Origin of the sequence: Agrobacterium sp. LY4, from assembly GCF_001526585.1 — a bacterium.
Classification (GTDB): Bacteria; Pseudomonadota; Alphaproteobacteria; order Rhizobiales; family Rhizobiaceae; genus Agrobacterium; species Agrobacterium leguminum.
Genome location: NZ_ASYA01000013.1, coordinates 105,449 through 126,745, shown reverse-complemented (window position 1 = coordinate 126,745; position 21,297 = coordinate 105,449). Strand labels below are relative to the sequence as shown.

Below are 21,297 nucleotides of genomic sequence, written 5' to 3'. Positions count from 1 at the left end.
TCCATCGTCTTGCCGACCGAGATCCAGTTTAGGTACGCGGCCTCCTTCGGGTCGAGCCACGCCGGGTGCTGTGCGGTCGGCGTTAGCGGCAACAGAGTCATGCGGGTGTGAAGCTGCCCAACAGCGGCGGCCGCCGCGATAGGATCGATATCGCGCTCAATGTCGATTGCGGATTTATCGGAGGCCATGGTAAACATGGAAGTCGATCCATTGGCGGCTCTGATCGGGATGGTGATGCCGGAACGGATGCCGAATTCTGCTGCCTTGTCGAAGAACGCCCGCTCTTCCTTTGAAAGCTGCCGCCTTTGTTCCTCTCCGCTCCACGTAAATACCCGTTTCACCGATTTCGCGCGCTTTACGATCGGGTCGATGGTCTCGTATTTTTTCGTGAAATAAATCGACCGCCAATCGGATGGGTAATTTGATGAGGTGATCGTGTGGCCCGGTCGGATGAACAGATAGGCATAGCCGGAAAATCCTGCTTGATGGGCAAGATGTCCTAAAGCGTCCTTCAAAACACTCTCGTCGCCCCGAAGCGCAGCAAGGTCGACTAGCTTGTCCAGCCAATGTTGCATGTTTTACTCCGTAAATTCTCAGATGGAACAGGTCACGAGGTCTCCTTCATTGATTGCAACCATAATCATAAATGCAAGCAAAAGTTGCATAATGCATGTTATGGAACAACTCCAGGCTTTAGTGCTCCCAGGGGGAGCCATGGCTCAGCACCGTTGCCGATAAGCGAAGCTGTGAATGGGGTCTGGTTGCACAATGTGCAGTCTACTCGGGGATAATTTCAGATTGCATGAAAAAGTCCCGCGACGACCGTGCAAGACACGATGGCGAGCCAGACAGACGCCACCCGCTGCAATATCATAAAGCGGCGATGGTTTTGCGCGCCGACCTGCGTCAGCCTACCGAGCACACCCCAAATCACGGCGACGATGCTTGCCAAAGCGACAAAAATAATGAGCTTTTGTAAGAAGTCTGGCGCTGTCGATGGAGGTAAAAGAACAAGTCCAAACAGAAGTGCCTTGGGGTTGAGCATCGTCGTCACGTATATCTGTCGAGCGGTGACACTGCCGTACGGGAGATCATCGTTTCCGGCCATCCAAAGCTTTGCCGCGAGATACATGACCCAGGTCGCCGCCGCGACCTTTAGTACGAGGGCGGTTTCCGGCCAACGGCCGATCAGCTCTCCTCCGAGCCACGCTAGTGGCAGGATCGTTGTGAGGTATCCAGATAGCTCGGCGGGTAACAATTTCGGAACGCGCCAGAAGTTGTCTCGTGCCGATGCAAGCCCCATCAATGTATTAGTTGGCCCCGGGCTCAGGAGGAGAATGAACACGGCCGAGATAAATGCGGGATAGCTCATTGCGTATCATCTGTCGCGGTTAATCGATGTCATTTTCGGCCGCATGCAAGACTCCGCGTCCGATGTGCGTCGCCCCATCCGTTTTTCAACTCAGCCAACTATCTGTCTCGGTTCCGTAAGGAATACTGGACTGGCTTCCCGGGCGGGAGCAGGCAATCGCAGCGGCCGTTGCCGCTCGTCGCATGGCAGCGTCGAAAGAGAGGCCTTTGTCGAGAGCGGAAGCCAGCACGCCGACAAAGCAGTCGCCAGCCGCAGTTGTATCCACGGCATCGACGGTCAGTGCCGGTACCGTTAAGTCCTCGCCGTTAATGAAAGCTTCGGCTCCCTCGCCTCCCATGGTACGCAATACCCCCGTTTTCAGCACGTCCGACAATGACCTCGCGCACGGTTCACATCCAAGCCAACCTGCAAGAGCTTCGGCCTCGTCTTCGTTCACGATTACGATGTCGACGAGTGAGAGAAGGTCGCGATCAAGCCGACGGGCCGGTGCAAGGTTGAGAACCGATTTTGCGGAGTGATTGGAAACACGTCTGATCAGATTTTCGATCTGAACATCGTCGTTCTCCATCTGCATCAGGACGTAACTTGCGTTACGAAGCAAATCATCCTCAACACCATCGGATTTGGCTGCCAAGTTCGCGCCGGCTGCAACTGCGATCATATTGCGGCCATCAGCGTCGATCATTATTGCGGCGGAGCCGGTGGGCTCCTCTAATCGGACCACATGGCTGATATCAACCTCCCGTTCCAGATTCTGAAGAGCGATTGGTGCCATCGCGTCGTTTCCCACAGCACCTATCATCACAACATTCGTGCCATCCCGTGCGGCTGCAAGGGCCTGGTTAGCCCCCTTCCCTCCAGCCTCTGTTCGGGATCCGCGGGCCAAGACGGTCTGACCCGCTTCAGGGATCTTGTCGACCAGGTAGATGAGGTCAGCATTTATGGATCCGAACGTGACGATCATACTTTAATTCCCAGTTTGCTGCCGATAGGCGGCCTGCATTTGCGATCGCTGCGAACTTCGCTGACAATCGAAGTGGACATCGCTGTGACAATATCTGAGCTCCGACCTCTACCGAAATCGAAACCAGTTTAGCTTTTAGAATCGATTTCCAATTATCTCAAGTTTAAAGAGGAGTCTTTCGGGACCGCTGGCACCGCCTTCTTCGCCAGCACAGCGGCTGCGTGGCCGCGAAGAGGAGCACCACACGATTATGGAAGCCTATTCCAGTTTGGAAACAAACCTTGTAAGCTTTCCAAAAAGGAGATTCAGGTTTGACTGTCGCAGCAGTATCAAGGTGCCTCACGCTTCTGGAAGTGTTGGCTGGGGAAGCAGGACCAATTGAGTTGTCGGACCTCGCTACACGGCTCGATATGCCAGCTAGTGCGGTACATCGTCTATTGACCACTCTCATCAGTCACGGATGGGTTACCCAAGACACTGCAAGCCAGAACTATGCCCTGTCTCTTCGATTGAGCGCCCTGGCGTTTCGGAACCTCGACGCCCGGAACGTTCCCGACGTGGTTCAATCTGTCCTGAATAGACTGGCTTCGGAAACCAAGGAATATTGCCGTTTAGCAATCCTTGAAGGCCAGGATTTGGTATGGGTAGCGCGGGCACAAGGTGCGACAACCGGCCTCCGGTACGATCCGGACATGGGACAGGAGATCGTTCTTCACGCAACGGCGAATGGAAAAGCCTGGCTTTCCACTTTGCCCGAAGAGCGAGCGATCGAAATTGTGTATTCTCGCGGCTTTACGGCCAAACGAAAGCTGGGTCCCAACTCAGCTCAAACTATCGATGAACTAAGAATTCGGCTGAACGAAACCAGAGAACGAGGGTTCGCGACCTCTGTCGAGGAAGGAGAGGCTGGCACCGCCGCTGTGGCGGTTCCATTTCGGGCAAATCCCGACGCAGACGCGCCGGTGGCTGGGACTATCTCCGTCGCGGGTCCACTCATGCGCATAACCGAAGATCGTTGGCCTGACCTTGCCCGCTCTCTCCATTCGGCGGCGGCGGAACTGAGCGATATCTGGCCTCTCCGAACTCGTCAGCGAACCATGACACCATTGATCATCGCCGCGGGCGCAGTGCGGTAGTGCTATCCGCCCGTTTCGCCTCATGACAGTGTGGGAAGCCGCGCAATTCCACACGTTATACTATCAAGACCGCATGCGTATTGCAGACGCCATTTTGTCTTGGAAGACCATTTCAAATGGCGCTTTACCAGCTCCTAGTCGGGTACACTTTCAATAAGGCGAGCAGCGAAGTCCTTGGTCTACAGACTGCTCCGTCGCGCGTGATCGACGCGCCAAATACCCCCGAAAATCTCCATTCTAGCCATATGCCTGCAGCGCCGCGCCCCTCTGGCTGTGGTCCCACTGTTCAAATGCGCGCCAGTTTTTGAAAGACTGCAAACCAAGTTTTGACTAGATTTGAAAGAGGTTTTCGTTTTAGAATTGATTTCCATTAATATCGGGAAGAGGGAGGGCTCGAGATGAGCGTTACTCGATGGGAGGACGACGCCACTGTTTGGCACGGTCCCAATTACGGCTCGGAAGCATTGCATTACCATCCCGACGTAAAGTCGGCAGCCGTTGCAGGGCGCATCATCACCTGCGTCGAAATTGTGGACTGGAGCGGCACGGGCACGAAGGACATGCTGATTTCAGCATGGGACGCCTGTTATGACGGCCGTGTTTTTCTGCGCCGCCAGATCGGAACAAACTCCGACGGGACACCAGTTCTGGGTGAAGAGGAACTTGTCGAAGGTGTGCGCGGCTACGTGACGGCCGTCAGGGATGGCGATACTTTCCACCTCGTCTCGACGTCGCGCCTGCGCAAGCAGATCTATGTCTTTCCCAATATCGGCATCAAGGGTGCGCCGAAATTCGGTGATCCCGTCAGGCTCGATCTCGAGGCCGACTGGGTCAAGGGCAATGAGTATTTCCACATGGCCCGCTTCCACGACATCGATGGCGATGGCGTGGCTGAGTTGATTGTCGGCAGCGACTATTGGAACGACTACTGGCCGAACGGCCTGGAATGGAATGACGAAGGGTATCGCGGATATGACGATGCCGGCCGCTGGTTGGGCGGTCCGCTGCGCGGCTTCCTTTACGCCTTCAAGAACAAGGGCACGCTCGCAGCACCCGTATTGGAGAAGGGACATGCGCTCATCGCCGGCGAGACGCCGCTCGAGGTCTATGGCCAGCTTGCTCCGGCCTTCGGTCGCTTCGGCGCAGAGCGCCAGAGTGTGATAGCTGGCGAATTCTGGAATATCCTGCACATCGCAAGACAGCGCAAAGATGGAACCTTCGAACCGACGAGCCTGATCCGGACGATTGATGACAAGGTTCTGGAACTCGAACAATGCATCCACCTGCCCTGTGTGGTGGATTGGGATGGCGACGGCCGCGAGGATATCCTTTACGGCGCAGAGGACGGCTATATCAGCTTCCTCAAGAACGTCGGCGATGGCGAGGACGGACTGCCGCGCTTCGAGCAGCGGGGCCGAATCGAGACTGAAAAGCCGCTGATCCACGCAGGTATCCTGCCAAGTCCGGCTGCATATGATTTCAGTGGTGACGGGCACTACGACCTAGTTGTCGGCAACAGTAGCGGCGAACTTCTCTTCTACCAGAGCCGGGAAAAGGACGGCACGATCTATCTCGACAAAGAAGTCATGCTGAAGGGCGGTGAGACGCCGATCCGGCTTGCAGCCGGCCTGACCGGTTCGATCCAGGGACCTTCGGAGAAAATGTTCGGCTATTCCTGCCCGACACTGGCCGACTGGACCGGCAATGGCAGCATGGACATTCTCGTCAGCGACGTGACCGGCCGGCACCGTCTGTTCCGCAACACCGGCGAAAAGACGATCCCGCCGCGCTTCAGCGAGGAGGAGTTCCTCACTTACAAGGGCAAGCCGCTGAAGACTGTCTGGCGCGTTCGACCAGCGGTCGTCGACTGGCTCCAGGACAACGACCTTCACTATGTCGCACTGGATGAGGACGGTGTCCTCAGCGACTGGAGGAAGGCCTCCGATACAGAACTCGTCGACAAGCGCTTCCTTTGCTGGGAAAACGGCGATGCCATGCGCTTCACCGTGGATGTCGGCGGTGGGCGCGGTCGTGTGAAGCTGTGCTTTTGCGACTGGGAAGGCACCGGCCGCACCGATCTGATCTTCGGTACCCATGCCCGCGCCTGCGTGCCGCCCGATCCGAAAACAGGCGCGCCGCGCAATACGACCAAGCAGGCCGGCCTTTTCTACGCGCGCAATGTAGGGACACCTGAAGAACCGCGTTTTGCACTTCCGGTTCCGATCAAGCATAGGGACGAGACCATTCAGATGGCGATGCATGTGGCCTCTCCTGAAGTCGTCGATTGGGCTGGTCGTGGTGTGCTCGACCTCATCGTCGGCATCGAGGACGGCAGCATCGTCTGGCTCAAGCGTGAGGAACTCTCGTGGTAGAAGGTGTCATCATTCGCGGGACGACCAAGCTGATCGGCATCATCGGTGACCCGATCGTCCAGGCCAAGTCGCCGGCGGCGGTCAATCCGCTCTTTGCGGCACGGGGAGCGGATATTGTCTCTGTCCCGCTCCATGTTCCTGCAAAGGCTCTGCCCGTGATTTGGGCCGGTCTAAAGGCTATGCCGAACCTTGTCGGGTTCGGCATTACCCTGCCCCACAAACAGACCGTCATCGATCTATGCGATAGTCTTGACCCGGTTGCCGCCCGGGTCGGCGCTGTCAACTTTGTCCGACGCGAAATTGACGGCACGTTCCGGGGCTATCAATTCGATGGAAAAGGCTTCGTGCGGGGCCTGCAATCGAAAGGGATCGTGATCGAGGGTCGCCATGCTCTTATTATCGGCGCGGGCGGTGCTTCGGTTGCCATAGCGTTTGCTCTGGTCGAGGCAGGAGCCGACAGCATCACGGTATCCAACCGGACCTTTGATAAAGCCGAAGCGCTGGCGGAGACAGTCAACGCCGACTTTGGAAGGAAGGTTGCCAAGGCGGGCAAAGCCGAGCCGGAAGCGGGTCAGCTCGTCGTCAACGCCACGTCGCTCGGCCTTCAAGATTCGGACGCCCTGCCGCTCGATCCCGATCTTCTACTACCGGGGATGACATTTGCTGAAGTCATTGCCCAGCCGGAGACGACAAGGCTTCTCGCGCTTGCTGCCAAAAAGGGTGTCCAGACTCATTCCGGGATGCATATGATCACTGGACAGGCCGACCTGACCGTTGACCATATCTGCGAGCTATGGGCTTAGGTGCCTGGAAAATGTGTGATCGGCATGCCTGACCCGTCGGTATGCCGATCGCTTTCCGTCAACCATCGTTGGGAGGCAGAGCTTGAACCCTCTGGCGCACCCCTGAACCAGTTTCGGGACGGTACCTGGATCTTAGAGAACGATCAGTTCCTGCGGCTAGTTTATTGGCATAGACACGGCATCTTTAACCCGTCGAAGGGGTGACAGACATGCCTGTTTCGGCTGCTTCGAGGATGGAGAGAGTAGCCGTGAGCGTACGCAAGCCATCTTCTCCGTCGATCAGTGGCGCTTCTTCACGTTGGATGACGCGGCAGAAATGCTCTAGTTGGGCAATGTAAGCCTCGTTCTGTTGAATAACGCGTGATTCACGCGAGATTGGCGACAGCCAACCTGGGTTTGGCTGATCGACGTAGCGCCAGATGAAAAGGTCTGGAAATTCAAGAGACCCCTCGGATCCAAGGAAACGGAAGGCATTCTCGCGTCCTTGGTAAATCAATGGGTTTTCTCCGGTCGCGGAATCCCATGACCAGGGAGCGGGAGACGCGTCGGAGGCCGTGATCGTCCCAATCGCACCGCCGCTGAATTTGAGCATGGCCACCACAGTGTCCTCGACGGAGTTACCGCGCCCCTCACTCGAAACGATCGCAGAGACTTTTTCGATCTCTCCGCAGAGATGTCGAAGAAGGTCGATCTCGTGAATGAGATTGATTAGGACGGGGCCTGCACCCCTTTCCCGCCGCCAGGACACATCGAAGTAATCATCCGGCTTCTTGACGGACCAGAGCACGCTGACCGCGAGCAATCGGCCAATGTCGCCGTCGCTCAGAAGCCTTCGCGTCTCCTTCACCACCGAGTTATGACGCCGATGATGCCCAACCAGGATTGGGGTCTCGTTGCGCTTGCCGAGGTCCACGAGTGTCCGAGCGTCGGCTACGGTGCCGGCTATGGGCTTTTCGATCAAAACCGCGACGCCTCTCTCGAGTGCGCGGGTGGCTGTCTCAAGATGCAGCTGCGTCGGCGTGGCAATGATGATGCCATCGGGTTTCACGCGATCAAGCAGATCCTCAACCGACGCGAAGCTCGGAACGCCGAGTTCAGCCCCGACTTTCGCAGCAGCCGGTCCAGGATCGGTTATGCCGACCAGCTCGCAATTGGCGTAAGAGGCACAATATTTCGCATGGCGATAGCCAATCCAACCTACCCCGATTACGCCGATCCGCGGTTTGTGGATAATTCCGCTCATTTCTGATTCCTCCTGCCCTCGGATGGATGCTTTTGGTTGCAAAATTCGAGGAACCTCTGTGATCACGACGGACCGCCTGAGAGGGCATCGAAGTAATCCGCGTTCATGCATCGCCATAAGAAAGCCGCTCTTGCGAACTACCTCTGCCTAGGCAGGCAAGGACTAGGCAACACCCTGATGTTGCAGTCGCAGACCTTTCTCTGGCCACCGAAGCCGGCCAACCTGGCCCGTCAACGACAGGGTGACGATAGCATCTTGTAAGTCTTGCCCTGCAAACCCAAGATTTGTGGGATAGATATCCGGCATCCGCACTTGGTCGAGCAGTTCGCCCTGTGGTGAAACGACCGTGATACATCCCGTCACCAGGGTCGCGACGCAGATGTTACCGGAAGCTGTGACCTTCAGGCTGTCGAACCTTTGAAAGCCGCCAAGACCGACGACAAGTTCGCCTCCGCTTTGGCTCGGGAACGGCGTTTTCTTAACCACCCCCGGCTCCACGATCGCGTAGCTCCATAATCTGGCGGTTTCCATTTCGGCGACGTAGAGGGTTTGAAGATCAGGTGACAGGCCGATACCATTGGGTGTCAGGAGCGGAAATATCACTCTCTTTATCAAACTGCCGTCGGCCTTTGCGTAAAATACGCCACCGTGGTCGCGCTGAAACTCCCGAACCCTGCCCGTATCGGCAAAGTAAAATCCGCCGTGATTGTCGAAAACGATGTCGTTTGGGCCGCTAAGTGTCCGGCCGTCGCACCGGTCATACAAGGTCGTCACCTCACCGGTAGCGATATCGACCCTTTGGACCAAACCACCTGAGTAATCAGGGGCAAGACCAACGGGTCGCAACCACTCATCCTCCTGCTTCCAGGAAAACCCTCCATTGTTGCAAACGTAGAGTGCTCCATCCGGTCCTAAAGCCATCCCGTTAGGTCCGCCGCCGGTATGGGCCAATACTCCATGTTTTCCGGCTCCGCTAATCCTAAGGATCCTGCCGGACCCGATCTCCACGACAGCAATCGTGCCATCAGGGAGTTCAACAGGTCCTTCCGGGAAGTGAAGTCCAGTCGCAATGATCTCGACATCTGGTTTCGTCATTGGATCGGCCAAAGTGTAAGGAGCGGTTGGCGCCGAAAAGCAAAGCGACGGTAAGGCCCCTGGCGTGTTCGCAGTATCTGGTGCGAGGCCACTTCGCAGTCGCCGTCAGTTTTGGAGGAAGGCGATCAATCAGAGTGGCCCGCCCAAGAAATGTTCAGCGGACAACTAGATAGCGGTCTCGACGACCTCGGGCGCTCCCCCGTTGGCAGCCGAACGATAACCTGCCTCAATGACGGCCAGCGCCCGCTCCGCTTCCAGCAGACCTGCAACGGGCGGGCGACCGGCCGCAAGGTCCGCCCAACTGCGACGAAGAAACACCGGGTAATACGCGTCCGTGTTGTATTCGATGGTCAGTGCAGAAGCCCTCTCGTCCTCCCGCGACTTCGCATAGAATTGGTCGGCATACCCGCGAATGTAGGATTGCCGATGCGAAAGCGAAAAGGCGAAATCCCGTTGATCGTCAGCGGTGGACGGATACAAATAGCCTGTCTCGATCACACCAATCTGTCCTGCCGCAGTTCGGCAGGTGAAGACAGCCTGTTCGTCGACAGTCACATCAGGTCGGTAGATATGAACCTGGCCCGACACTTCGGTGATGGGAGACTGTGTCAGATCCGAGATCAAGTCGATGAAGTGAATACCGACGTTCAGCATCGACCCACCTCCAGCGAGTGCCTTGTCAAGCATCCAGCCGCAGCCGTTTCGCTCATAACGGGCCACTGAGCCCACGATGAACCGGAAGGAAAGATGCTGGAAGCCATCGGGGGCGAGGCCTGCAGCCGGGGAGAGACGATCAGCCAAATCGCTCACGCGTTGAATGAATGGCACGCTCACAAAGACGCCGTGTTTCTCAGAGAGGTGGCGGAGACGGCGAACTTCCTCAAGGTGAAGCCCGCACGGCTTCTCGATCAGAAAAGGCGTGCCCTTGTCGATCAGTCGCTCAGCAAGGGCTGCCATGTCGGAATGACGGCTGAACACAAGCGCGAAATCGAAATCCTGCGCAATCAGTTCTTCGTTGGAACTATACAGCTTGCAATTCAGAAGTTCGGAGAAACGAGGCCCGGCAAAAGCAGCGCTATCGGATATTCCGATTACCTCGATACCCGGATCCTTCAGGGCGGGAATGTAAAGCGGAAAATGCCAATGGCTGACGTCGAATATTGCGATCCTCATCACGACTCCATAATACCTGACTTATCAGGGCTACAAGGCATGCTTGAATGCATCGAACTCAGCGATATGAGTGTAGCGGCGATGCATGAGCTGCCTGGCTGACTGCCGCTCCCCACGGCTTCTTGTGAAACGCTTCCCGAAGTGCTATTGGAATAACGTTCCGATAAACCGAATATCGTGGTATCATGCGACTTGTCAAATCCCTTCTCGATCGTTGTTTCGACCTCATCACGCTGTTGAGTGAGAATGCCACTGGTCTGTCTTTGGGCGAGATCAGTCGACGGCTGGACGTGCCGAAGAGTGCAGCGCATCGCTTGCTCAACAGTTTGTGTGACCTTGGCTGGGCCGAACAGGATCCCGAGAACGGCTTCTATCGCCTTTCGCTGCGTCTCGCTGTCATGGGCCAGCGTCTGCTGGCTGGGACGAGAATCCCCGACATCTGCCAACCGATCCTGGACCGATTGGCCAGCGATACCAAGGGACTGGGCAGGATCGCGATCCTTGATCCTGACGGTCTGACCTGGATATCCCACTCACAAGGCATGCGGTCTGGTCTCATCTACCAGCCGGAACTTGTCGCAAAGGTGCCATTGCATACGACGGCCAATGGCAAAGCATGGCTCGCCACACTGGACCGCGACGAAGCATTGGCCAGGGCCGTGGCAAGCGGGCTCGGCCGGACGGACCTCGGCGGTCCCCGCGCCATTACGTCCAGACAAACCTTCTCGGCGGCTTTGGACGAGACCGAAGAACGGGGATGGGCCACCGCGATCGAGGAAGCCGAGCCTGGCGTCGCAGCTGTCGCCGCAGTTATTCGCGTTGGAGGTCAGGTTGTTGGAACGGTGAGCATCGCAGGGCCAATACATCGCTTTTCGTCACTTGTTTTGCCGCAGTTGGCGGAACAGGTGAAAGCCACCGCGCAGGAACTTTCTGAACTTTGGCCTTATCGGATTGCATCACCCGGTCCGCAAACGAGCGCAACTGGTAAGTCGCAAGTGGTTGGGAATATTATTTAAAGTCCTTCTTTAGATGCGAGCGTCGCCACCGTCGCGCTGATCCTTCTTGACACCCGCTTTCCTTAATGGAATAACGTTCCGATAGCGATCGGGGAGATCGCACTGAGCCAGGTAGCCGCTTCGGTGGCTGGTAGGAGGAAACAGTTGGCTAATGTTGAGCTGAAGGCCGTTCGCAAAGCTTACGGCGCCGTAAACGTGCTTCACGGCGTGTCCGTCGATATCCGCGAAGGGGAATTCGTAACTCTGGTCGGACCCTCGGGTTGCGGTAAATCAACGCTGTTGCGGATGATCGCTGGCCTTGAAAATATCACCGGCGGGGAGATCCAGATCGGCGGACGTACTGTTAATGACATTCCGCCAAAGGCCAGGGATATCGCCATGGTCTTCCAGAATTATGCCCTCTATCCGCATATGACGGTTGCGGAAAACATGGGTTTCTCGCTGAAGCTCAAAAAGGCTCCGCGGGAAGAACGAGAGACGCGCGTTAAGCGCGCGGCAGAGATCCTCAGCCTCACGAAGCTCCTCGAGCGTTACCCTCGCGAACTGTCAGGCGGCCAGCGTCAGCGCGTGGCGATGGGTCGCGCGATCGTTCGCAATCCGCAAGTATTCCTGTTCGATGAGCCGCTCTCGAACCTGGACGCGAAACTGCGTGTGCAAATGCGTGCCGAAATCAAGGAACTGCATCAGCGGCTCAAAACCACGACCGTATACGTGACCCACGATCAGGTCGAGGCAATGACAATGGCCGATAAGATCGTTGTCATGCACGACGGTTACGTCGAGCAAGTCGGTGCGCCGCTTGAACTGTATGATTACCCCGCCAACGTGTTTGTTGCTGGGTTTATCGGATCGCCATCTATGAACTTCCTCAACGGTCGGGTGGAGGAAGGCCGGTTCGTTCTCGAGGATGGGCACCAGCTGCCTCTGCCTGCGGGCGTCGCCGATACGTCGGAAAAGGTGATCTACGGCGTGCGGCCTGAGCATCTCGCGATCAGTGATGAGGGGCTGCCTCTCACCGTGACCGTCGTTGAACCGACCGGTTCCGAGACGCAGATCATCGCTCGGCATGGCGCGCAAACCATCGTGTGCATATTCCGGGATCGGGTTCTCCCGAAAGTTGGCGAGACCATCACCGTGGCTCCGGATCTTTCGCGCGTTCACCTCTTCAGCGAGAGCACTGGCAGGCGCTTGTCTTAACGACGCGCCGCCGTCTCCCACTCTTCCTGATACGGCCACAGGGGAATTATCGAATGTCGATACCACCGCTGCAAGTCAGCACCAATCAAGGCGCGGCGCACTTGGCGAGCGACGTCGTGGACGTCGCTGACAACCCGAACCGCTTTAGCTGGGCTCCATTTCTCTGGTTTACACCCGCGATCCTGATCCTTTTTCTTGTCACGCTCTATCCGACGATCTTCGTTATATGGTTGAGCTTCCAGAAAACGAAATACTATGAGCTCGTCGGCTTTACCGGTCTCGCAAATTACGTCGAAGTGCTGCGCTCATCCGAGTTCTGGGACACGACGATAATTTCTCTGACCTACGTTGGAGGGTCGCTGGCCGGCGCAATGATTCTTGGCATGGCCTCGGCCCTGGTTTTGAACCGCGCGGGCGTCACCGGCTCTACGCTGCGGGTGTTCATTCTTTTCCCTTGGACGCTGTCCATGTCTGTCGTTGGCAGCATCTGGCTCTGGCTCCTCAACCCCTCGTTTGGGCCGGTTCCCTACGTGATCCAGAAGCTGGGTATCGATCCGGGCCTGATGCTAGGGGATCCAGGCATGGCATTGCCCCTCATAATCATCGTCACGGCTTGGTGGTCATTTCCCTATGTCATGGTGATGGCGACAGCAGCCATGCAGTCCATTCCGAAGGAGCTCTACGAAGCCGTAGAGATTGATGGAGGCGGCGCGTTCGTGAAGTTCCGTTACGTCACGCTCACGGAAATCCTTCCCACCTTGGGAAGCACCGCGCTTACGCTTTCGATCATGTACCTGACCTTGATGACGCTGATCATTGTCATGACTGGCGGTGGACCACTGGGGTCGACTACCACACTCAGTTTCGAAGCTTTCCGTGGAACCGTTCAGGCGGTCAATATTGGGCCAACTGCCGTTGTTTCGATTGTCGTCCTTATCATCAATGTCGCCCTTGGTGCTCTTTACAGCCGGCTCACCGGCCGCGCTACCGGATAGGATCAGATATGAGTAACGCTCTCTCGAACCGATCGAACGGTCAAATACCCGCGATCCTGGGGTCGCTGCTTGTTGCGATTATCGTTCTCGGGCCAGTGCTTTGGGCCTTTGCGACATCGTTCAAGACGGAAGTGGAAGCGGTTGTTATTCCGCCTACTATTTGGCCGACGGCGCCGACGTTGGAAAATTACACAAAGGTCTTCCGAGACCCGTCTTTCCTCAACGACCTTTGGAACTCGGTTGCCTATTCCGTCGGCGCTGTGATCATAGCTCTCCTCGTTGGAATTCCTGGAGGATACGCCGCCGCCCGCTTTTCTTTCAAAGGCAAACGGACGTTGATGCTCGTTATTCTCGGGACCTCTATGGTGCCGGGCGTCGCATTGCTGGTTCCTACCTACTATCTGCTGGAAAAGGTTGGGTTGCTGAACAGCGGAATCGTGGTGACGATCATCCTTTCAGCGCGAATTATTCCGCAAACGGTCTGGTTCATCGCCAACTTTGTTGAAGCCGTTCCAGTTGAGATCGAAGACTCCGCCATGATCGATGGCGCGTCCCGGTTTCAGATCATCTGGAGCCTGATCTTGCCGCTCATCCGCCCCGGCCTGGCGGCCGTCGCGACGATAGGTATCGTGACCACCTGGAACGACTATATCACGGTGGCGGTCTTTGCGCCCGAGGTCGCAAAACGGACCTTGCAGGTCGCCCTCGTCAACCAGGTTTTCGACGCTGTCGGCATTTCCTGGTCATACATGTTGGCCTTCGTGATGGTCGCATCATCACCGGTGATCTTCATGTTTGGCTTCGTCCAAAAGTGGTTCATCTCCGGCCTGACGGCCGGCGCCGTGAAAGGCTAATGACCTACAGAAACATCCACACACACCATGTTCAACCTGGGAGGAAGACGTATGCATACCCTATCAAAACGTAAATTTATCAGATCATCCGCCGCGCTCGCGATTGGTACCGCCATCTTTGCTTTCATTACACCGCAGGCCTTCGCCGAAAGCACGAAGATCGTCTATCAGACGTACCTGGATCCGAACAATACCAAAGACCCACGTTCGGCTGCCCAGACCAAAATGATTGACGCGTTCCAGGCGAAGAACCCTGACATCAAGATCGACGTGCTTGTCGATTCGACGGGGGCCACAGCATCCCGTGCGATCAAGTCGGGTAGTCAAACTCCTGACGTGATCCGCGTAACCGGACAGGGTGTCCCAGAATTTGCCGCCACTGGAAATCTTCTCCAGCTTGATGATTTGGTGAAGAAGGATGGCATTCCGGAGGACGACTTTCTCCTACCCCTTTCGAACGCACGACTTGGCGGAAAGTTGTTCGTAATCCCTCAGGATTTTCGTATTCCGATCCTCTTCTATCGCAAGAGCATGTTTGACAAAGCCGGCGTCAAGCCGCCGACGACGTGGGATGAAGTGTGTGCGATGGGCGCCAAGTTCGGGCAATCGGACGTCATCCCATTTGCCGTTCCACTGGGAGCCACCGGCGGCCTTGGTGGTGCTCAGGCTCTTGGAGAATTCCTCCTGAGTACGATGCTGCCTGAACAGGGTGGTCAATACTTCACCTCTGAAGGGAAGATAGCGTTCTCAAAGGAGTCGTTCATCAAGGCGGCAGAGACGATCAAAGGCTTCTACACGAAGTGCAACGTAACCCCGCTACGCAGCGCACAGATGGGCTTCAATGAATTGCATGACGCGCTGCGGTCCGGTGGTGCAGCGTCAGCCGTGTTCGGACTCTATCGCTACAAGACGGTTCAGAGCCAACTCGGTGGTGATGATCTTGCCTGGGCTCCGGCGCCTGCTTATTCGGCAAACGATAAACAGACGGTCTACAGCTACAATATTGGGATCAACAAGAAATCCGCCAATCAAGAAGCTGCCTGGACCTTCGTAAAATACATGGTGTCCCCGGAGGCGCAGGCTCTGGCAGCCGAGGGTGGGGAAGTCGTATCGCGTAAGTCAGCATATAGCGCGCCATACTTTCAAAGCGACGCTGGTAAAGACCAGAAGAAGTGGTCTGAACTGGTCATCCAGCGGGGTCAGACTATGACCTACACCCCCATCATCACAAACTATCACACCATCCTGGGTGAAGCTTTCCAAAGAATGATCCTGAAAGATGGATCGCCGGCAGATGCTTACGACGAACTGATCAAACGATATGACGCAGCACTCGCAAAGGCGCAGTAGCTAGCCTCCTTGAAACGAGAATGGATGGCGGGTCACCGCCATCCAGCTCCGAACCGACAAGGCCTCCACGGTCGCCGTCGGAACCTCGATGCTAATTTTTTGTGGTTTGGGCGGCCTCAGTCTCGCTCAACGGCGGCTGAAATGCCGATTGGTACTGCTGTGCCATACGCTCATTTGTCGTGCGCACGCCCTGGACCAGTGAACCACGTTCCGACTGATGAAAGGCATCCGCCATGAGATATCGATATCTTGGAAGAACCGGAGTTCAGGTCAGCGAGTACATGCTGGGCACGATGAGCTACGGATCGGATGGGAATACTGACGAGAAAGAGTGCATAGACATCCTGCACAGTGCGCTCGATCGCGGCATCAACTTCATCGACACTGCCGACACTTACTCCCATGGTGAATCCGAGGAGATCGTCGGCAAAGCGATTGCGGGCCGTCGAGACAAAGTGGTGCTTGCGACCAAGTTTCGTTTGACGGCTGGTGAAGGACGCAACGAACAAGGCGCGTCACGCTACTGGATCATGAAACAGGTCGAGAACAGCCTGCGGAGGTTGAACACCGATCACATCGATCTTTACCAGATGCACCGGCCCGACCTTCAGACCGATCTTGAAGAAACAATCGGTGCTCTCAACGATCTCGTGGCCCAGGGCAAGGTTCGCTATATCGGCTGTTCGACGATGCCGAGCTGGTATCTTGCAGAGACGCAGTCCGTAAGTCGTTTGAACAAGACCGCGCGGTTTATCAACGAAAGCTCGCCCTACTCGATATTTCAACGAGCCGTGGAGAGGGAAACCCTCCCCGCCGTTCAACACTACCGCATGGGGTTCACAGCCTGGAGCCCGCTGAACGGCGGCTGGTTGACAGGAAAGTACAAGGCCGATGGTTCGGTGCCAGCGGGATCCAGGGCCGAGCGCGTAAAAGGACAGTGGGGACAACACTACCCAATCCTGCAAACCCGCTTCGATATGCAGCGCGAGGGGAACCGGCGCAAACTAGAATTGCTTCAAGAACTTGAGCGGGTTGCGACAGAGGCAGGTTTGTCCCTTATGCACATGGCTCAGGCGTTCCCGCTGGCGCACGCCGCAGTAACGTCTGTGATCCTTGGTCCGCGAACGCTCGAGCAGTTCAAGAGCATGGAAGCGGGTTTTGAGACCGTCCTCCAGCCCGCGACGCTTGACCGGATTGACGCGCTTGTTCCACCGGGATCGCTCATCGAGGAAGCGGACCGAGGCTATGTTTCTCCGTGGCTTGCGCCAGAGGTTCGTCGTTATTCAGGCAAGGCTGCATGAACGCGAAGCGGGCTGCGACAGGGCCGTTGTCTCAGAACCAGTGATTTTCAAACTTAGAGGGGCCCATGACGAACATTGTCTTCAACCACGCCACGGTGCGCGAGAGAGCAGATATGTTGACCTTTCTTCGGCTCTGCTCGGAGCGGGGGCTTCGGACAGTTTCCATTTGGGGAGACGAGATTGCCAAAGTTGGCGAAAAAGACGCTCTGTCTGTTTTGCAAGATTTTGGAATGACGGTCTCGGGATACAATCGTGTCGGGCCGTTGAATGCTTATACATATGACTCGGTTGAGGCCGAACTCGAGCGGGCGGCGAGATTTAGGGCTGACCATGTCTTCCTGTTTACGGGAGGCTTACGAGACAATGAAAAGGATTTGGCGTCAGCAAGACGAAGGATTGAGGATACAATTGGCAAGGTCCTCGAGAGCGCTCGAAAGATTGGAGTGAAGCTCGCCATTGAGCCACTCCATCCCATGGTCACGGGCGACCGCAGCGTCATCTCAAGTCTCTCCCACGCAAATTCTATCTGCGAGGCGCTGGGGCCAGGCATCGGAGTGGCCGTCGATGTCTATCATTGCTGGTGGGACGAGCGACTGCCAGCCGAACTCGCGCGTGCAGGCGAAGCCGGCCGGCTCTTTGGGTTTCACGTCAACGACTGGCTCATCCCAACCCGCCATGTCCTGACAGATCGAGGCATGATGGGCGACGGGATCATCGACCTGCGTGGCATCCACTCGATGATGAAACGAGCCGGATACGATGGAGCGGTCGAGGTGGAAATATTCTCAACCGACTGGTGGTCTCGCGACCCGGCGGAGGTGATGGATATCGCCATTGATCGCTGTCGTAACCTCTTCAGTGTGGATTAAATCATGCGAGCCAGTATCCCTAACCTCGACGGCAACTCGCGTGTCTACGCTGTCTTTGGCGATCCGATCCATCAGGTCCAAACGCCGCGTCTGATCAACCCGATCTTTGCCGCCGCCGGGGTTAACATTTACGCAGTTCCCTTCCAGATATCCGCTGAGCGTCTCGCGGCAGCCTGGGACGTATTTTCCGCAATTCCCAATCTCTGCGGTATCAGCACCACAATCCCTCACAAAGTCGTGGCGGCGAAGATGTGCTCAACGCTGACGCCAACGGCGAAGGCCGTGGGTGCCGTCAACTGCGTCCAGCGCACAGAGGACGGGCAGATGAACGGTGCGCTGTTCGATGGCATAGGATTTGTTGACGGTCTTGGCGAGGCAAAGTCGCGACTGCGCGGCGCTCGTGTGCTGATTGTCGGAGCGGGTGGAGCTGGCCGCGCGATCGCGTTTGCCCTCGCTGAGGAAGGTGTTGCCAAGATCGATCTTATGGATCTGTCAGCTGAATCCGTGGTCTTCACTGCAGGAATGGTCAACACTTTGCGCGGTGAAGAATGCGCGGTTGCGGTAGATGGGTCGGCAGGGCGGGACTACGATATCGTCGTCAATGCATCGCCGATCGGCGTCAAGGGAGATAGCATCTTCCCGATGCCGGCTTCCGCGATCCGGTCCGACATGCTCATCGCTGATATCGCCAGCTTAAGCGAGGAAACCGCACTATTACGCGCCGCCAAGGCGGCCGGCGCAACGGTGTCTGACGGCAATGACATGCTGCTTGCGCAGATCCGCCTGATGGCAGGGTTTGCCGCAGGTTTGCCGGCAGGAACGGCACTTTGACAACCAGGGAAACAGAGAAAGAGTATATCATGAAAATCCAAGCCCAGGGTATCGTCCCGGTTATGCTTACCCCGTTCACGCCGGATAATCGGATCGATTGGCAGGGTCTGGAGCGACTTGTGGAATGGTATATCGCCAATGGCGCTAACACCCTCTTTGCCGTCTGCCAGTCGAGCGAGATGCAGAAGCTGTCGCTGGAAGAGCGTGTCGAACTTTCGAAAAAAGTGGTCTCTCTGGCTGCCGGACGTGTACCGGTGATCTCATCGGGACACATCAGCGACAGCCGTGATGACCAGCGCGCAGAGCTGGTGGCCATGGCGGGTACAGGGATCGATGCGCTTGTCTTGGTCAGCAACAGGCTCGACACAAAAAATGAAGGAACAGACGCATTTCGCTCAAGCCTCGACGCGATATTGAGCTGGCTCCCGAGCGACCTGGCCCTTGGTCTATACGAATGCCCGGCTCCCTATCGCCGTCTCTTGAGCGATGACGAATTCAAGCTTTGCCGCGACACCGGCCGCTTCGTAACGCTGAAGGATGTCTCCTGCGATCTCGAAACCGTCAAGCGACGCGTCGCGCTCTCCGGCGATTCCGGCTTTGCGATTGTAAACGCCAATGCGGCCATTGCCGCCGCCGCTATTCGCGCGGGCTCGAAGGGGTTCTCTGGTGTTTTCACCAACATCCATCCCGACCTCTACGCCTGGCTTTACAAACACGCGTCGGAAGACAGCGATCTGCGCCGCGAACTCGAAATCTTTCTTGCGCTCGCAGCGATGGCTGAACCGATGGGATATCCGGGTCTTGCAAAAGTCTGGCACAAGCGGCTCGGCACATTTGACAGCATCCATTCTCGCGTCACGGATTATGACATTGCCGAGCGGCACTGGGCAGTCATGGATCTGCTGGATCATATTCAGCAGGGGACGGAAAGGTTTCGCGAGCGGATCAAGCAGGCGTCCTGAGGTAGTCGCCGGCGCATTTTGCTCTGAGCAGCATATGTCGCCAAACACACCTTCGTTCAAGCCGCTGGTCGTCGGACGATAGGATGCCTTCATCGTCCAGGTACGCCGCCGAAATGACTGAGAAACAGACATGACTTCTACGCTAGCTACTCCTAACGAAAATGCATTAGCTCAACAGCTGTACAGCCTCCGTCATGACGGAAGCCAAGTGCCAACCGGCGAGCTCGTATCAGTGCCCTCAACGCTTGAAGATGCGATCAACGTACAGAGCCAGTTGTCGAAGCTCGAGGGAGCAGACCTCCACGCCTGGAAAGTAGCAAAATCGCCTGGCGGTGACCCCGTCGCCGCTCCGCTTTATCCCTATCTGGACAATCCTCCCCGTGCGGTGCTTGCTTGGCGTAAGGGAATGAAAATCGAGGTGGAGATCGCCGTCGAGCTCTGCCAGGATTTGCCTGTTCGCAAGGACACGTCCTATGAACGAGCCGACATCGAGGCCGCGATTTCCAACACTTACCTGGGCGCTGAACTGGTTTGGAGCGGCATCTCGGAAGGCGGAAGTATTTCCTTTCTGGCCTTTCTGGCAGATCGCCTGGGAAACAAGGGGTACGTCCGAGGCCCAGCCCTACCCCTAGCAGTCCTCCAGCCCGGCTCGAGTACCTCTCTGAAGCTTAAGCTCAACGGCCAAGTCGCCTTCGACGCGGCCGGACAACATCCGACCAAAGATCCACTTACCTGGCTCTGGGATTATGCCAACAATCAATCTAGGCCTGCAACAGCGCTGAGAGCAGGCTCGATCATCACGACGGGTAGCCTCTGCGGTGCAATCGAAGTTGCCGGGCCGGGCGATGTATCCATTCAACTAGGCAACAACGACGAGATGCACTTCGCCTTGTCGTAGGCTGACCCAACATGCCCTGAGGAATCCGACATGACGCAGCCGAACGCTCCTTATACGGTCAACACCTATTCCTACACGAGCCGTTACACCGCTCTGGATTGCTTAAATCATCTTTCTGATTTGGGGTTTTCCAGCTTCGAGATGATGCTTATCCCGAGCCATTTCTGGCCCAGCACCTCTACAGCAGGGGAACGCAAGGCGATCGGAAGGCTTCTGGAAGAACGAAAAATTCGCATCGAAACCCTTAACCAGCCAAATCTCGATCTCAATCTTGCAGCCGTTACGCCCGAATGCCGCGACTATTCTTGCGCCGTTGTTGCGTCTGCGCTGGAACTGGCGGCTGACTGGGGCGCATTCGGGGTCGTCGTCAACCCAGGAAAGTCAAATCCGGTTTTCCCGACGAGTATCGAAAAACTTACCGAAGGTTTCAAATACTCTCTCGATACCTTGGTGCCACGCGCAACAGAACTGCAAGTCAAGCTGATCGTTAAGAACCACCCACTGTCATGGCTATACAAGGGAGCCGACCTGTTGGCCTTTTTCGACCGTTATGGATGGGCGAATATCGGGCTGGGTTATGACGTTGCAAACGCGGCCTTTGGACGCGACCCGGCAGTAGAGGCGATTTCTCTCATCAAAGAGCACCTCTTAGCGATCTACCTCGCGGATACGCCGCTGAGCGATTTTCGTCACGATCCAGTCGGAGGCGGTGAAGTGTCGTTCGAGCCCGTCGCCGACGCCTTGAGGCGCATAGGTTATTCCGGACCCTCAATTTTTGAGGTCGTTTCAGCCGAACCTGACAGAGCACTTCTGGAAAGCGCAGACTATCTCAACAAGCTTCGCTGGCCCGGGTGACCGCAACCGTA

At 56.5% G+C, this 21,297-nt stretch carries 20 protein-coding genes; 14 read left to right on the top strand and 6 right to left on the bottom strand.

The features are described 5' to 3' along the window. From traR to L904_RS14270, 3 genes are all read right to left on the bottom strand, one after another. Positions 1–575, bottom strand: a 575-nt coding sequence (traR, locus tag L904_RS14280; RefSeq protein WP_059775502.1) for a transcriptional regulator TraR, incomplete at its 3' end; no start/stop codon positions are given. Positions 576–793: 218 nt separating this feature from the next. Continuing rightward, the gene (locus L904_RS14275) at positions 794–1,372 is read right to left on the bottom strand and encodes a LysE family translocator (RefSeq protein ID WP_051671854.1); all 579 of its coding nucleotides are present in this window, start codon (positions 1,370–1,372) and stop codon (positions 794–796) included. Between the two features lie 85 nt (positions 1,373–1,457). Next, positions 1,458–2,336, bottom strand: a complete 879-nt coding sequence (locus tag L904_RS14270) for a ribokinase (RefSeq protein ID WP_035260797.1) — start codon at positions 2,334–2,336, stop codon at positions 1,458–1,460. A 311-nt stretch (positions 2,337–2,647) separates the two neighbouring features. Between L904_RS14270 and L904_RS14265 the strand changes: the two genes are divergently transcribed. The 3 genes from L904_RS14265 (at position 2,648) to L904_RS14255 (ending at position 6,647) form a co-directional block, all read left to right on the top strand. Beyond that, a complete protein-coding gene (locus L904_RS14265; RefSeq protein ID WP_059762519.1) occupies positions 2,648–3,472 on the top strand; it encodes an IclR family transcriptional regulator in 825 nt (274 codons plus the stop codon). A gap of 398 nt (positions 3,473–3,870) precedes the next feature. Then, a complete protein-coding gene (locus L904_RS14260; protein WP_080707382.1) occupies positions 3,871–5,844 on the top strand; it encodes a VCBS repeat-containing protein in 1,974 nt (657 codons plus the stop codon). Then, positions 5,838–6,647, top strand: a complete 810-nt coding sequence (locus L904_RS14255; RefSeq protein WP_051671941.1) for a shikimate dehydrogenase — start codon at positions 5,838–5,840, stop codon at positions 6,645–6,647. Before L904_RS14260 ends, L904_RS14255 begins: the two co-directional genes overlap by 7 nt. 184 nt (positions 6,648–6,831) lie before the next feature. Here the strand turns inward: L904_RS14255 and L904_RS14250 are convergent, their stop codons facing one another. From L904_RS14250 to L904_RS14240, 3 genes are all read right to left on the bottom strand, one after another. After that, entirely contained in the window at positions 6,832–7,890 is a 1,059-nt protein-coding gene (locus L904_RS14250) for a Gfo/Idh/MocA family protein (RefSeq protein ID WP_051671940.1), read from the bottom strand. A 162-nt stretch (positions 7,891–8,052) separates the two neighbouring features. Then, positions 8,053–8,985: an SMP-30/gluconolactonase/LRE family protein gene (locus L904_RS14245; RefSeq protein WP_035264773.1), complete on the bottom strand. Its 933-nt coding sequence runs from the start codon at positions 8,983–8,985 to the stop codon at positions 8,053–8,055. A 165-nt stretch (positions 8,986–9,150) separates the two neighbouring features. Then, on the bottom strand, positions 9,151–10,158 hold the full coding sequence (locus L904_RS14240) for a Gfo/Idh/MocA family protein (RefSeq protein WP_035264771.1): 1,008 nt from the start codon (positions 10,156–10,158) through the stop codon (positions 9,151–9,153). Between the two features lie 185 nt (positions 10,159–10,343). Between L904_RS14240 and L904_RS14235 the strand changes: the two genes are divergently transcribed. The 11 genes from L904_RS14235 to L904_RS14185 all read left to right on the top strand — a co-directional run bounded on the left by L904_RS14235 (position 10,344) and on the right by L904_RS14185 (position 21,286). Then, positions 10,344–11,174 (top strand): IclR family transcriptional regulator, encoded by an 831-nt coding sequence (locus L904_RS14235; RefSeq protein WP_051671939.1) that lies wholly within the window; start codon positions 10,344–10,346, stop codon positions 11,172–11,174. 144 nt (positions 11,175–11,318) lie between these two features. Further along, entirely contained in the window at positions 11,319–12,371 is a 1,053-nt protein-coding gene (locus L904_RS14230; RefSeq protein ID WP_035264769.1) for an ABC transporter ATP-binding protein, read from the top strand. 53 nt (positions 12,372–12,424) lie between these two features. Further along, a complete protein-coding gene (locus L904_RS14225; protein WP_035264766.1) occupies positions 12,425–13,366 on the top strand; it encodes a carbohydrate ABC transporter permease in 942 nt (313 codons plus the stop codon). Between the two features lie 8 nt (positions 13,367–13,374). Continuing rightward, positions 13,375–14,220, top strand: a complete 846-nt coding sequence (locus tag L904_RS27060; protein WP_080707380.1) for a carbohydrate ABC transporter permease — start codon at positions 13,375–13,377, stop codon at positions 14,218–14,220. Positions 14,221–14,271: 51 nt separating this feature from the next. Then, positions 14,272–15,570, top strand: coding sequence for an ABC transporter substrate-binding protein (locus tag L904_RS14215; protein WP_035264760.1), 1,299 nt, complete (start codon positions 14,272–14,274; stop codon positions 15,568–15,570). A 281-nt stretch (positions 15,571–15,851) separates the two neighbouring features. Then, on the top strand, positions 15,852–16,871 hold the full coding sequence (locus tag L904_RS14210; protein WP_197416748.1) for an aldo/keto reductase: 1,020 nt from the start codon (positions 15,852–15,854) through the stop codon (positions 16,869–16,871). Between the two features lie 65 nt (positions 16,872–16,936). Next, entirely contained in the window at positions 16,937–17,740 is an 804-nt protein-coding gene (locus L904_RS14205) for a sugar phosphate isomerase/epimerase (protein ID WP_035264755.1), read from the top strand. A 3-nt stretch (positions 17,741–17,743) separates the two neighbouring features. Then, on the top strand, positions 17,744–18,571 hold the full coding sequence (locus L904_RS14200) for a shikimate dehydrogenase (RefSeq protein ID WP_035264752.1): 828 nt from the start codon (positions 17,744–17,746) through the stop codon (positions 18,569–18,571). Positions 18,572–18,600: 29 nt separating this feature from the next. Beyond that, positions 18,601–19,533, top strand: coding sequence for a dihydrodipicolinate synthase family protein (locus tag L904_RS14195; protein WP_035264747.1), 933 nt, complete (start codon positions 18,601–18,603; stop codon positions 19,531–19,533). Between the two features lie 130 nt (positions 19,534–19,663). After that, the gene (locus tag L904_RS14190) at positions 19,664–20,431 is read left to right on the top strand and encodes a hypothetical protein (protein ID WP_035264745.1); all 768 of its coding nucleotides are present in this window, start codon (positions 19,664–19,666) and stop codon (positions 20,429–20,431) included. Between the two features lie 30 nt (positions 20,432–20,461). Beyond that, positions 20,462–21,286: a sugar phosphate isomerase/epimerase gene (locus L904_RS14185; protein ID WP_035264742.1), complete on the top strand. Its 825-nt coding sequence runs from the start codon at positions 20,462–20,464 to the stop codon at positions 21,284–21,286. The last annotated feature ends 11 nt before the right edge of the window (positions 21,287–21,297 follow it).